Origin of the sequence: Kosakonia oryzendophytica (assembly GCF_900094925.1) — a bacterium.
Classification (GTDB): Bacteria; Pseudomonadota; Gammaproteobacteria; order Enterobacterales; family Enterobacteriaceae; genus Kosakonia; species Kosakonia oryzendophytica.
The window spans coordinates 1-13415 of sequence record NZ_FMAY01000020.1; the positions used below are offsets into that span (position 1 = coordinate 1).

The 13415-nt window shown below is 51.1% G+C and carries 16 protein-coding genes; 4 read left to right on the forward strand and 12 right to left on the reverse strand.

Annotation, left to right across the window (positions count from 1 at the left end):
* A partial coding sequence (locus tag GA0061071_RS22300) for an integrase core domain-containing protein (RefSeq protein WP_139109692.1) occupies positions 1-319 on the forward strand: 319 nt, incomplete at its 5' end.
* Positions 320-345: 26 nt separating this feature from the next.
* On the opposite strand, the gene GA0061071_RS22305 is transcribed toward GA0061071_RS22300, so the two are convergent.
* Genes GA0061071_RS22305 through GA0061071_RS22315 form a run of 3 tightly spaced genes read right to left on the reverse strand, consistent with a single transcriptional unit; the run spans position 346 to position 2708 of the window.
* Positions 346-1149 carry a hypothetical protein gene (locus GA0061071_RS22305; protein ID WP_088236942.1) on the reverse strand — a complete coding sequence of 268 codons (804 nt, stop codon included), beginning with the start codon at positions 1147-1149 and terminating at the stop codon, positions 346-348.
* A gap of 17 nt (positions 1150-1166) precedes the next feature.
* Complete coding sequence (locus GA0061071_RS22310) at positions 1167-2240, reverse strand: phage tail sheath family protein (protein ID WP_088236941.1); 1074 nt, start codon at positions 2238-2240, stop codon at positions 1167-1169.
* 15 nt (positions 2241-2255) lie between these two features.
* The gene (locus GA0061071_RS22315) at positions 2256-2708 is read right to left on the reverse strand and encodes a phage tail protein (protein ID WP_061492458.1); all 453 of its coding nucleotides are present in this window, start codon (positions 2706-2708) and stop codon (positions 2256-2258) included.
* An 876-nt stretch (positions 2709-3584) separates the two neighbouring features.
* Here GA0061071_RS22315 and GA0061071_RS22320 point away from each other — a divergent pair.
* Positions 3585-4643, forward strand: a complete 1059-nt coding sequence (locus tag GA0061071_RS22320) for an AbrB family transcriptional regulator (protein ID WP_061492457.1) — start codon at positions 3585-3587, stop codon at positions 4641-4643.
* A gap of 5 nt (positions 4644-4648) precedes the next feature.
* Here GA0061071_RS22320 and vapC read toward each other — a convergent pair whose 3' ends face one another.
* The 4 genes from vapC to GA0061071_RS22340 form a co-directional block, all read right to left on the reverse strand.
* Positions 4649-5053: a type II toxin-antitoxin system tRNA(fMet)-specific endonuclease VapC gene (gene vapC, locus GA0061071_RS22325; RefSeq protein WP_061492456.1), complete on the reverse strand. Its 405-nt coding sequence runs from the start codon at positions 5051-5053 to the stop codon at positions 4649-4651.
* Positions 5053-5283 (reverse strand): type II toxin-antitoxin system VapB family antitoxin, encoded by a 231-nt coding sequence (vapB, locus tag GA0061071_RS22330; RefSeq protein ID WP_061492455.1) that lies wholly within the window; start codon positions 5281-5283, stop codon positions 5053-5055. The genes vapC and vapB overlap by 1 nt, the downstream gene beginning before the upstream one ends.
* A 101-nt stretch (positions 5284-5384) precedes the next feature.
* Positions 5385-6266: a dihydrodipicolinate synthase family protein gene (locus GA0061071_RS22335; protein ID WP_061492454.1), complete on the reverse strand. Its 882-nt coding sequence runs from the start codon at positions 6264-6266 to the stop codon at positions 5385-5387.
* A 13-nt stretch (positions 6267-6279) separates the two neighbouring features.
* Complete coding sequence (locus tag GA0061071_RS22340; RefSeq protein WP_088236940.1) at positions 6280-6972, reverse strand: B3/B4 domain-containing protein; 693 nt, start codon at positions 6970-6972, stop codon at positions 6280-6282.
* Positions 6973-7017: 45 nt separating this feature from the next.
* On the opposite strand from GA0061071_RS22340, the gene GA0061071_RS22345 reads away from it, so the two are divergent.
* Together GA0061071_RS22345 and GA0061071_RS22350 are read left to right on the forward strand one after the other, a co-directional pair.
* Complete coding sequence (locus GA0061071_RS22345; RefSeq protein WP_088236939.1) at positions 7018-7620, forward strand: XRE family transcriptional regulator; 603 nt, start codon at positions 7018-7020, stop codon at positions 7618-7620.
* A 346-nt stretch (positions 7621-7966) separates the two neighbouring features.
* Positions 7967-8365, forward strand: coding sequence for a (R)-mandelonitrile lyase (locus tag GA0061071_RS22350; RefSeq protein ID WP_061492451.1), 399 nt, complete (start codon positions 7967-7969; stop codon positions 8363-8365).
* A 27-nt stretch (positions 8366-8392) separates the two neighbouring features.
* Here the strand turns inward: GA0061071_RS22350 and GA0061071_RS22355 are convergent, their stop codons facing one another.
* From GA0061071_RS22355 to GA0061071_RS22375, 5 genes are all read right to left on the reverse strand, one after another.
* Positions 8393-9295: a helix-turn-helix transcriptional regulator gene (locus GA0061071_RS22355; RefSeq protein ID WP_061492450.1), complete on the reverse strand. Its 903-nt coding sequence runs from the start codon at positions 9293-9295 to the stop codon at positions 8393-8395.
* A gap of 361 nt (positions 9296-9656) precedes the next feature.
* Positions 9657-10979 carry a PTS sugar transporter subunit IIC gene (locus tag GA0061071_RS22360; protein WP_061492449.1) on the reverse strand — a complete coding sequence of 441 codons (1323 nt, stop codon included), beginning with the start codon at positions 10977-10979 and terminating at the stop codon, positions 9657-9659.
* A gap of 107 nt (positions 10980-11086) precedes the next feature.
* On the reverse strand, positions 11087-11398 hold the full coding sequence (locus GA0061071_RS22365; RefSeq protein WP_061492448.1) for a PTS sugar transporter subunit IIB: 312 nt from the start codon (positions 11396-11398) through the stop codon (positions 11087-11089).
* A 188-nt stretch (positions 11399-11586) separates the two neighbouring features.
* Entirely contained in the window at positions 11587-12780 is a 1194-nt protein-coding gene (locus tag GA0061071_RS22370; RefSeq protein WP_088236938.1) for an MFS transporter, read from the reverse strand.
* Between the two features lie 12 nt (positions 12781-12792).
* Complete coding sequence (locus GA0061071_RS22375; protein ID WP_088236937.1) at positions 12793-13395, reverse strand: DUF1349 domain-containing protein; 603 nt, start codon at positions 13393-13395, stop codon at positions 12793-12795.
* Positions 13396-13415: the final 20 nt, after the last annotated feature.

A 13415-nucleotide genomic window follows, 5' to 3' on the forward strand; every position in this document is an offset into this window, starting at 1 on the left:
CGATCAGGGCCCGGAATTTACCTGCCGCGCGCTCGATCAATGGGCCTTTGAGCATAGTGTGGAACTACGGCTTATCCAGCCAGGTAAGCCAACGCAGAACGGATTTATTGAGAGTTTTAACGGACGCTTTCGCGATGAGTGTCTGAATGAACACTGGTTCAGCGATATTCTTCATGCCCGGAAAACGATTAATGACTGGCGGCAGGATTATAACGAGTGCCGTCCCCATTCATCGCTGGATTACCAGACACCAGCTGAATTCGCAACGGACTGGCGAAACAGGAAATATGAAGAAAAACCAACCGACATTACTAACTGAAGGTTGTATCTAATCCCGGGGGCAGATCACTTGGCGGCCAGCTCGGGATTGACTCTCTTCAGATCCGCCAGCGTGGTGACATTGCTACTTACTGCATCCGTATAACCCGTGATCTTCACATCGTTATCACTGATTTTTCCTGCCTTCACAGATAAGGCAGGGTAGTAAACCGCTGCATGATCAAACCCTTTCACCGCATCCGGCGCAGCCGCCGATTCACCATCAGCGATCAAGAAGTACCCTTTGTTTTGATCCAGTGCGCCGGCCAGTATGCGATAAATTTCATCGCGGTAAGAACTATCGCTATCGAGCACCGCCAGAATGGTAATGTCGTCATACTCGCCCATCAGCGTCGGTATACTCGCCAATGCCGTGGTATCGCTGGTGTCTTCCAGCGCGAAGACATAGCATGGGTTACCGCCATTCTGGAAATAGAGCTGCAACGCCACTGTGGCGGTCGTTTCAGTCACACTGGGCGTGCCAGCAGTGTAGGTATATTCAACCGCAGCCGCCGTGGGAGTAGTCGGTGTGTTTGTTCCTGATGAACCATCATCAGGAGTCCCAGATGACCCATCATCAGGTTCCTCAGATTCTGTCGACTCTGTTGAGGTAATCGTCACTGAAGCGGAATAGCCTGCACTGCTCGCGGTAAACATCTGTACAAAATCGAGCCAACCGCTGATTCTGACAATTTTACCTTTGTATTTATCTTCCAGCGCTGCAAAGGCGCCGATAAATAGCGGTACTGCCGTCGCCCCCTGGCTCACGGATATTGCCGGGGTGGCGTCTTCTTCAATATAAACACCGGGGACAATGGTTTCGATTGACATAATTTTGTTCCTGTAAATTATTGAGCAATATCTTGGGAGAATTGCAGTAGGATAAATTCAGCGGGACGAACGGCTGCCAGACCAAGGTTGATAATAAGCCGACCCTGGTGAATATCCTCCTCCGTCATCGTGATGCCTTTACCCACCTCAACAAACCAGGCTTCTGTCGGGTTATTGCCCACCAAAGCCCCTTGCTGCCACAAGCCATAGAGATAATTATCCAGCGCAGCTTTAACACGCTGCCAGGTTGGATGATTATTGGTTTCGAATACCACCTTATTAAGTGAAAGCCGGACATCCTTTTCAATCATATTAAACAGGCGACGCACGGGAATATATCGCCAGTTATCACTGTCCTCCAGCGTTCTGGCCCCCCATAATACAGTTCCAACACCTGGGTATTCGCGAAACATATTCAGCGCTTTACCTTGGTTAAATCGTCCTTGTAAATCATCGCTGATGGGATATTTAAGCGATGCCACCCCGTTAATAATGAGGTTGGCAGGTGCTTTCCAGACACCCAGTAAGCTGTCTGCTTGTGCAATCGCCGCAGCAGCCATGGCACTGGGAGGAATATTGCTACCACGCAGCGAAGTTCCCCACGGGTAAAATACCGCAGCATTCGCCAGCGCCGGATAATCCGCCATAATGGTATTGGCAGTATCCGTAGCGCTAATTTTTGCGTTGGCGGAATCGAGCAGTATAAAGACTTGATGACCACGGCGATTTGAAAAATCAGTAATCTGATTAAACAGATCGTTCCCTGTACCCGCAGCGACAACCAAAGTAATATCGTCGTACTGATTTAATATGTCATCCAGATAGCTTTTTTGGAACAGATAGCATTTACCGCCACCGTTCATAAACCACAATTTTATGGCAATAACATAAGCATATTCATTGTCATTCCCTTGCTGGCTTTTAACAAACTCCGCCCAGTTATTGAAAACATAAATATTCTCGATATGAGGCTGGCCGGCAACTTTACGAAATGCAAAGGCAGGTACGGCGGTCGCCGAAGACGACACGACAAAGTTAGCCGTCGTATCTTCACCCAGATACACACCAGGATAAGTAGCGGTGGTCGCCATTGATCAGCTCCTGTATTAGCTGCCTGCTTGCACGGTGACTCTGTCCGCCATCAACGTCAGTTGTTGGACAGCCACTTCATTACTGGTTGCATCGAACGACGGCGAGGAAAGCGCAGTGGGGAAAGCGTTCGACACGCTCCAGCTCAGTAACACTTCTGTACCGGTGTCGTTAGTCAGGCTAATCAGAATGTCTTTCTTTTCGACCCGATTGTATTGAATAGAATTAATCCAATCGTAAAGGGCATTTTGCCCCGGGAATATGCCCTGAGAGAGAGTAATATTAATGGCTTGCCGTTGGCCGGGCATTTTAAACCAATTTCCTGTGCCATCACGGTACTCGATAGTATCGTAATTAATATCCAGGCCCGACGCGCTGGAAAATGGCATCTGTTCATCACCAAGCGTAACGATAAAGCGATAGGTGGGAATGGGATAAAGGCTGGCAATTTCATCAGCTGTAGTAGCCATGGATATATCCTTCTGGAGTTAACACAGCGTTTTGACATGAAGTGCAGACATGGACAATGCAGCTATAAGCATGGACAATACTGCACACTCTTTAGATAAAGTGAATATCGAATCATTCTCACCGGCTTGAATTAGTAGAAATCGTTACCTTTAAATTTAAAAAAGGCACGCTACCGCCCATGCCATACGCCAAAGAGTGATTCGACAGGCACTTTTAAAAACCAAAAAAATTATCAGCATTAAAATAACAACGACAAAATAAGCACAAAGAATGCGCATGCGTTGTGTGTTATCGATATAACTGATTGATCTTATTGAGACTAAAAATCGTGAAAGAAAAGGCTAATTACTTTCTCCTTAAACAAAAACAAGCGGCTAAAGAGAAATAATTAATAAAAAATTAGATAGGGTCATTTAAAAAGGCAAGTTTACCTTAAAAGAATTCGGACTTTTCATCTGCGCGCCTGGGAAGAAATACAGCAAAAGAATAAAATCATGCACTTAAAGAAAACTTTCAAATTGCACATTCACATTTTGTCAGGAAATGATTTTTTGGGTGTTTCTGAATATCGTGTCGTTTTAAAAAAATACAGATGTTAAAATATAAAAATAACAACCACCTGCCATTCTGCTTTACAACATCGTTAACGCAGTAAGGTATGTTTACCCGTACAATAATATTTAGCAACGTTAATCTTTTTATTAGCGCAGGAAAATAATCCTTTTACTCACATGAAAGATTGCAGCTTAGGCAAAGACCTTATACAGTCACAGGTATGTCTTTATTATCATACAATTACTGTTTTTATTTGCCGGGGACACTATGCCTTACATGACTTTTAATGCCGTAGCCGCAGGATGCAGGAGGGGAGGTTAATGACATTATCCTCTCCGCTACTGCGCAACTGGCTGCGGTTGCTTGTCATATCAATACCGTTGGTGGCGCTGATGGAGCTGATCCATCTGCCTGCGGCGCTGCTCTTAGGCCCCATGTTCGCTGGCATTTTTCTCGCCATCACCAACCATCCGCTTACCATCAGTAAAAAATGCTTTAGCGCGGCGCAAGCGGTGGTTGGCGCGATGATAGCTCATGCCATCCCACCGTCGGTTTTTGGTCGTATCGCAGCCGACTGGCCGTTGTTTATCAGTTGTATTGTGGCGGTGATTTTCGCCAGTGCAATCCTTGGCTGGATCATGGCGAAACTACAGGTCTTCCCTGGCTCTACCGCCATCTGGGGATCATCGCCGGGTGCAGCGGCGGCAATGACCATTATGGCAGAGAGCTTCGGCGCAGATGTGCGGCTGGTGGCCTTTATGCAGTACCTGCGGGTGATGATTGTGGCGCTGGTGGCAGTGCTGGTTACCCGCATGTGGATGGGAACCGATAACCCGGACCACGCCGTGGCGACGTTTACGTTGTTTGGCCCGCTGCGCGGGTTGGCCTTTGCCGGGACGTTACTGGTGATTGCCACAGGCTACCTGATTGCCCGTAAGGTGAAAATGCCCTCCGGGCCGATGCTGATCACGCTGGTATTAGGAACGATTGTTGAAGATACCGGTTTGCTGCGCCTTGAACTGCCGCCGTGGTTGCTGGCGCTTTCTTACGCCATTATCGGTTGGAGCATCGGCCTGCGCTTTACGCGGGAGATTGTCGGCTATGCCGCCCGCGCATTACCGCGCGTGCTGCTGTCGGTCATGACGCTGGTTGCCGTGTGTTGCGGTTTCGCCTTTTTACTGGTGCGCTTCGCGGGTATCGATCCGCTGACCGCTTACCTGGCCACCAGCCCCGGTGGAGCGGATACAGTGGCGATTATTGCCTCATCAAGCCATGTGGATATTTCGTTTGTGATGGCCATGCAGACCGGGCGCTTTATTCTGGTGTTGATCACCGGGCCTGCGATCTCACGTTTTGTCGCAAAACGGCTGGGGACATAGAAAAGTTAATGCATCGTCCAGTCCTGCAAACGTAGACCTGGAATTCGGACAAACTCGCGGGTGTTGTTGGTCACGAGAATTAATCCCAAGGAACGGGCATGAGCACCAATCATGGCATCATAAGGCCCGATGGGTGCCCCTTCTCTTGCCAGCTCCGCCCTGAGTTGACCAGTATGCACTGACGCATCGATACCATAAGGCAGCACCTCCAGCCTGGCGGTAAACCCTTCAACGACACGCAAGTTTTTTTCAGGCGCGGCCGATTTCTCTGCACCATAAATTAGCTCCATCAATGTGATAGAGCTGATACACATCTGTCCGTCACGCTGATTGAATGCCCGGCGGACAGTTTCGGGTTTATTTTTTATAGTGAAAATACAAATGTTTGTATCAAGCATAAATTTGAGCATCAAAAATCTTCCCTGTCCTGATCCCCTGGTTGCTCACGCGCGGTCATAAAATCAGCAGATGCATTCTCCCCATCAAACCAGCTATCCCAGCTTTCTCCTGATGGAGTGATAATTCGTGTGCGCCCCACAGCAATAATATCAACGTGCCTGACGTCTTCTGGCAGAGCCACGGCTTTTGGCAAACGTACAGCCTGACTGCGATTGCTTTTAAAAAGTGTCGTTTTCTCCATCCGTCTCTCCACTGATGAAATTTCATACTGACAAGCATAAGTGAGTGGCGGGATATGTCAATGGGATATACAAAAACACCGCTTTACGATTAGGGCGAGAATCAGGCCAGCCGCAGCGTCTCAATCACTTCCGCCACCTGCCGTCGGGCGTCGCCCGTCAGCGTGCGCAGAGGCGCGGGCAGGCACGGCGCAGCGACTGCACCGAGCAATTCCGCAGCAGTGGCGATCACCCGCAGGCTACCGCCGTAACGCCGGAACAGATCCCACAGCGGAGCCAGCGCAGCAGAGTGCTCGCGCGCTTGCGCCGTATCCCCGGCAAGCGCGGCGCGAGCGATCGTCAGTGCCGCTTCGGGGAACAGTCCTCCCATGACCGAATACCAGATGCCGCATCCGGCGTTGAGTCCGTCTACCGCAATCGCATCACCGCTGATGCCCAGAGTGACTGTTTCCGGGATCTGCGACCGCAGGCTGGCAATGCGTTCCAACGCAGACACCGGCGGAATTTTGATAGAGCCAATATTGGGCAACTGTGCAATGCGCGCCAGTAAGCCATCGCTAAAAGTAAAGTGCGTAGCGCCGGGGTTGTCGTACACACACAGCGGCACGGAGAGCTCGCGAGTCACCGCTGCATACAAGTCGAACACCTCATCTTCCGTTAGCGTGTGATAAGAAACCGGCGCCAGCAGCAGTGCGCTTACGCCCGCTTTCTGTGCATCCTCCGCCAGCCACAACACATCGCGGGTGCGGAGCGCGCCGATGCCAGCTATCACCGGCACTGCGCCGGAGTGCTCCGTCGCCAGGCGCAACGCGGTGGCCCGTTCGTTGCGGCTGAAATAGGGGTAGCATCCGGTCGATCCCAGCGCGCCAATCGAATCCACACCGGCAGTACGCAGCCGTTCAATCAGCCGCACATAGGCCGCTTCGTCCAGCTTGTCATCCACCAGCGGCGTCAGCGGAAAGGCACTCAATCCTGTGAAATCCATTCTGTTGTCCTCTTCAGATATCAAACCCGAGCAGCGACATTTGGCTACTGCAGCCCGGCATCATACGTTGCAACCCGGCAATCAGTTCGTCGCCCGCTTCACATAACGCCGCCTTCGGCATCTCCGGCAGACTTTCAAGAATAAACCACATCCGATGATCGGTGGCGCTTAAGCGGGTGCGCACGCCCTGACGCCAGTTCCAGCGGCGGCACGTCACGCCCACATCATCACGCCAGATCACCTCGCCCGGTTCGGGAGACTCCTGCGCCAGTCGTCCCTCTTTCATGATGTCGAACAGCTCACTACCGTCTGCAATGGTCAGGTGCGGCGCCCCCACATAGGCGGCAATATTCTCGCCACCCACCGGAATAGCGTAGCGCAGGCTAATGGCGTTATAGAGATCCACCACCGGATCAATTGCTGGTACCACGCCATCCCGCTGGACACGTTTACGCAGCGCCAACGCCGAGTTGGGCGTACGCTTTGGCTTCGCGCCGAACTGTTTAAACACCGTGTCCCATGCGGCGAGGTGCGCATCTGCCCAGGCCGGGCCACCTGCTGCAACTGAAGCGCACGCACCGAGCAGCGCGTCTTCGCCCACCTGCGGGTTGAACAGAGTGGTGGCATCCACCATCACGCTGAGCGCACGAAAACCCGGCGCGATGGTTGCCAGGCGGGCATCAATTGACGGCTGAACGGAAAGCATCGGATAATCCTTTTTAATGACCAATTTATTTCATACTATCGACCGATGACCAAAAAAGTCAATAAATCGACCGACTCCGGTGCAGACATTCAGCGCGTCAGTGAAGCGGTAGCAGCGCGTATTAAAGCGTTTCGCAAACAACAAAAACTCTCGCTGGATGAGCTGTCCCGCCGGGCGGGCGTCAGTAAAGGCATGTTGGTGGAAATCGAGAAATGCCTTGCCAACCCCAGTATCGCCCTGTTGTGTAAAATCTCGGCGGCGATGGGCGTCTCGGTGGCCGACATTGTGGATGTCGCCAGTAAACCGACCGCACATCTGATCACACCGGAGGAGATACCGGTACTGTGGCGTGGTGAAAAAGGCGGTTCAGCCCGTTTGCTGGCAGGCACCAGTGGCCCGGATATGCTGGAAATGTGGCGCTGGGAAATGTTTCCCGGTGAGCGTTTTACCTCCCCCGGGCATCCGTCCGGCACGGTGGAGCTGTTACATGTGGAAAGCGGTGCTCTCGCTATTCAGGTGGATCAAACTGCGCTGCTTATTGCAGAAGGCTGCTCGGCGGTCGCGCAAACCGATGTGCCGCACCATTATGCCAATGACACCACACAACCGGTCATTTTCACCATGACGGTCAGCGAACGCCATTCATGAACTCTGTTCATAACCCCATTATGATTTAGTGGGGTTATCATTTTCGCCCGCCTGCTTAAGATAGCGTTCCGCCTTTGTCGACACCCTTCCATCGCTACTCTTATCAGGATCTTATGGCAGCGGCATTATCTCTTCATGGGTGCCGGCAGGTTTTCGCGACGGCGCGCCGTGGATCACGCGGTGATGGTGCTGCGTCGCTATTGATGAGTTTCACTCATACAGCCATGCCGATTTTCACCAATAGTCGCCACGGCTTGCGGATTTTATGATCGTCTCATTACTTTCCCATCAGACGCATAATCCACACGCTACGCTATACAGACGTGCCCATACACAGGAGAACAACATGAAAATCATCCGTAATGCCTCCGTTCCTTCGGCGCAGGGTCCACAAGAGTATTTCACCGGTCGCGTACGCATTGACGCCCCCTTTAAAGCCGAGGCCCCTGCCCGCGTGGGCGGCGCAACGGTAACATTTGAACCCGGCGCTCGCACGGCATGGCATACCCATCCACTGGGCCAGACGCTGATCGTGATTCAGGGTAAAGGCTGGATCCAGTGCGAAGGCGAAGCCGTGCAGGAGATGAATCAGGGCGATATTGTCTGGATCCCGGAAGAGGTGAAACACTGGCATGGCGCGACGGCCGAAAGCGCAATGACGCATATCGCCATTGCCGAATCGTTAAACGGCAGCCCGGTCACCTGGCTGGAGCAGGTGACCGATGAGCAGTATCGAGGGCAATAAAGGCCGCCTGGCTGTTTCCGGCGCAGACTACCTCTGCGCCATCAGCATCACACCGTGGGTATAACGGGTATGCAAATCCTGCTCAAATTGCTCACGTAGCGACTGCGGCGACAGGATGCCGATGTCCGGTAGCCAGTAACGCAACCAGCGAAAGAGCGTATGGGGATCGCTGATGGCGGTTGAAAGCGTCAGGCTACCATCGTCATGCTGTTCCAGAATGCGCTGCGAAGGAAAGAGGGAACGGCGGGTAACGTATTCCGCTACCTGAGCAGAAACCCGCAATCGCGTCTCCACCCTTGAACCGAAACGGATCCCCACGCCGCTATCCAGTTCGGCCAGCACATCCGCATGCGGTGTAAAATGCCGCACCGTTTCTTTAAGGCCTTCAATTTTCGCCAGTTCAAACGCCTTCAGACGCCCTTGTTCAACGGCGGCCAGATACCACAAGCCGTACTGGTTGATCAGCCGGTAAGGTTGTGCCTGGCGGGCTTTGTCCCGATAGTGATAGTCCACTTCACAATGTACGGTAATCGCCCGATTGAGTAGGTTGATGCGATCTTCAATCAGTCGGTTTTCCCGGCTACTGGCGGCATGAAAGGCAATGTTGTCACGATTTTTCATGCTGTTACGTAGCGACTGGCCGTCATTACGAGGGAAAAGATGTGCCACACCGGCAAAATCGGCGAACTCCGCCAGGTGACCGGTATGCAGAGAAGGCAGAAGATGTGAGCTGAGCTTGTAGCGCCCGGGAGCAACCTGATCGAGGATATGCCCCAGTCTGGCAAGATCCCGATAAGCAGTGCGCTCCGTGATGCCGAACTTATCGCAAAGCCACGCTTTATCAATAGTTCGCCCCTGGTAAAGCGCACCGAAAATTTCACAGAGCCGCTCAATGAGCGGGTCATGTTTTCTGTCGTGACTTTCTTTCATGTTCCCCTGGTTCCGGAGTCAAAAGTCTCAGAAGACGTTAAACGAATACGGCCTGACCATGGCGGCATAGCCCTGTTTTATAGGTAAAAAAGTGTTTGTTCTTAGGGGTTAACGGCAGAAAGCTAAAAAACTAAAATGAAATTTCCGCAGACAGCAGCAGATTCATACAACCCCTTTATTTCACTGAGGAGAAGATAACCTATTGTCCTGACAGGGAATGTCAGTGCAGCCTGTTGCGCGTGTGGAGTTCGATGGTTCGCGGCAGGTCGATAACCCTGCCGTGTTACTAGAGATGGAAATCTACGGTGCACTGCCGCATGCAGCGTATGGCATGCGGCAGGCTTCAGAGAGGGAAAAAGCGCTACCGATCTGCTGCTACGATATTTACCTTATTGGCGGCTATCACAAACGGCAGATAAATCAGTGTAGAAACCGCCAGACACAGCAGGCCGACAAACAGCGCCAGCCAGTTTCCTCCAGTTCCCAGGAACGCAATGAGTGGGCCGGGCGTTGTCCACGGCACGGCATACGCGATAGGCGGAATCAGCTCCATGGTGATAAAGACATAGCCAATCAGCGAGTTAACAAACGGAGTCAGCACAAACGGAATCACCAGAATCGGATTCAGAACAATAGGCAGCCCGAAAATAACCGGTTCGTTGATATTGAATAGGCCCGGAACAAAGGCCATTTTCGCCATTTCACGGTAATCTTTACGCCGCGAAGCGATAAAGATCGCCAGCAAGAGCCCCAATGTCATTCCCGAGCCACCGTAGTTAGCGAAAGCATCGTTAATACCGCCCCAGGTAATCGGGTAGGGCGCACCCCAAGTGGTACCATGCGACGCGGTATACGACAGGTTTTCCAGGTTAGCTTCTGTGAAAATGGCCTCACGAATCGCCGCCACAGTATTCGGCCCGTGGATGCCCAGCACCCACAAAAAGTTTGCGACCAGGCCGAGGATCAACACAGCGAAAATATTCGTGCCCATATCTTTTAACGGCGATTGGATCAGGGTGTAGACCAGATCATTCAAGCCATCCGGCGAGATTTTCGCCAGCAGATAGTTGATAACGGAAAACAGGATCATCACAAAGAAGATAGGCAACAGCACCTTAAAAGAGCGGGAGACCGCGGGCGGCACTGCAGCAGGCATCGTAATGGTTACTTTAGGGTTGCGCGCCAGACGGCAGAACACTTCGCTGGCGATCAATGCAACAATAATAGCGACAAATAACCCCTGCGGCCCAAGGTATTGGGTGGTGAGATACGCCTGCCCGTCAATGACGGTGTAAGGCGTGTAAACAACAAAAAACGCACCAATCGACGTTAATCCGCACAGGAGATCGTCTTGTTGATAGTTAATGGCAATATTGCGCGCCACCAGAAAGGTAATTAAAACCGCCATAATATTGACCGAGCCATTCATGACGGGTGTGAATATTGCCTGCGCCGCGGCCAGATTGGGGAAAAGCGCATCCAGATGCAAAATACTGGCGATAAAACCATCAGGTGAGAGAATCGCAAAATTAATAAGAATAATCAGCGAACTGGCCATCACAATCGGGAAGGACAATATAAATGCATCCCGCACTGCCGAAATATGGATCTGTGAGTTTAATTTAACCGCAATAGGAACGAGAATTTTCTCCATACCTCGTTCAAAAGACTCCATGAAACTCATGATGATTCCTTTTAATCTTGTTACCGTTTTAATTAATAATGCACACAGGGATTCAGTGTGCGGAAAAAATCCCACACACAAAGAAGGAATAATTATCCGAAAAGGAATTATTCAGCCAGACAAACCAGCGCACTGTCTAAAACGGCTTTGCCATCCATCTGCCCGTAAGCTTTCATATCAATCACGGCGACAGGGACCCGACCCTGTACAACCTCCTCTAATTCTTTTTTCTGGAAACGCACCTGGGGTCCCAACAATACAATATCCACCTCATTTTTCTTCAACGTCTCTTTGGCTTCCGATATGGCTAATGCATTAATGGTTACCTTAATATTTACCGTATCCGCATACTCTTTCATGCGTTTCACCAACATACTTGTCGACATCCCTGCGGCGCATACCAATAATATGTTTTTCATATGAATCGTCCCTTACTATATTGATAAACATTCACTTATCGTTATTTTACCAGGTGTTTATAGCTTTATCTCTCAGCGCGATCACAATAAGCACTGCAACGAAATGTAAAACCATACAATAATAACGCGATAATGTAAGTTGAACCTGTAATTAATACTCTTCAGTAAGAAAAAAGGAAGGCGTGTAATTATTCCACCTGCACGCCGTTATTTTTTCCGGATAGTCGATGCATCCATATAAGCACAATGATCATACCGCCAGGATAGAGTGCAACAGTCAATAAGCCTATATGTAACGATGAATACTCCATGATCAGCCCAACCAGCCACGGCACAAGACTACAGCCCGCATTACCAAAAGCCGTCAGTACACCGAACATGGTCGCACCGCCTCGCGGATAGGCATCCGCAGACATCGCCAGCATAGTTGGCCAAAGACAGCTTCCTGAAAATCCAGCCAGAATACAGGCAGCAATGGCAATCGTTGGGCTGGGAGGAAAACCGATCACAACAAACAGCGCCACGGTCACAGCGCAGCAGCCCAACATTAACACCTCGGGAGAGATACGCTGCTGCACCATAGCCGCCGCCATTCTCCCCAGTGCCATCGCCACAGAAAAGCCAGCCAGTGCAAACCCGCCGATCTCCTTCGACAATCCCAATCCCCGCTCAGCGTAAGTCGGCAACCATTGCGACAGCCCCGTCTCTGTGGCGCCGCCTAAAAAGATAGCGATCAGGCAAGCGACGAAATAAGGACGTTTTATCAAGCTCGTCAGCGCTTCTCTTGGTGCCGATTCCTGCACCAGGGGAGGGAAAGTAAGCCGCAGGAACAACAGTGCTGTCCCCAATGGCGCAATCATGACCCCCAACGCAACCATGCGCCATGAAATCCCCCCTTTCAGCGCAAAGCTGGCGATCAGTACTGCACCTACCGCACCAAGACAAAAATAGGAGTGTAGCCAGTTCATAGCCGCACAGCGTCTGGCAGGCTGTAACGCCACGACAATCGGGCTGAGCAACATATCCAGCATGCCTGCTCCCCACCCCATCAGCGCGACAGCGAACAACAGGAAAGTGTAGGTGGGTGCCATCGCCACAAAGCCTAACCCAAGCGCCATGACCAGCAGTCCAAATAAAATAAACCGCTGAGCATTGCCCCGATCAGCCAGCGGCCCGGTCACCAGGATAGCGGTGATAAAACTGAGAAACATGACTGCCGGAATACGCCCCAATTGCTCACCGGTCAGCCCGGAATCACTGTCAAAGGCGTCGCTGAATGTGGTCAGATAGACGGGCAAGAAGTTGAGTGCAATGGCCAGGCATATCATGGCGGCATAGCAGGCGCAGAGAGACAGACGCTGCTGATGAGGTGAAATCGTCATTGGGTATCCCTGTCAGAAACGGTCAGCATTATGCGCCTGCCACTGACATTCCATGAGTTCAATCTCAGAGAAGCGGGCAGCAAAAGAAGAGTCTCCGGGGCTACTGGCAAAAAAACCAAACTGCACACGCGCCTCAGCGTGAGATAAATGGAACATGCGCATCATATGAAAGTCTCTGCCATTCAGTGAGTTTTCCAGTAGAAAATCACTCTCCCTGCGGCTCAACCGGTAATACATGGTCTGCCGATGCCGATCAAAGTTAGACATCGACCAATCCGAAAATCCCTGATTAGTCACCACCGAAAACAACTGCTGGTAACCATTGTTTTGATATTCAATACCACTTTTCATCCAGTGGTCTTCATCCTGGTAAATGAACAGACCGCACTGATCAAAATAGATAGAAGAATTAAACGACACCCTGGCTTTCAGAGTCCAGAATCGCTCCTCGCGGCTAATAACTGCAGCAGGGGCATTATCATACTCCAGCCCATAATACGTCCCACGCCAAAAATCAGTATCGGGAGAGGTGTAAAGAATAATATCATCCTCATCAAGGACAAGGTATTCATTGACATTAAGCCAGATTAGCTCAGAAGCTTTGAATTTTTCCATTTTATTTTTCAGCCATCCAT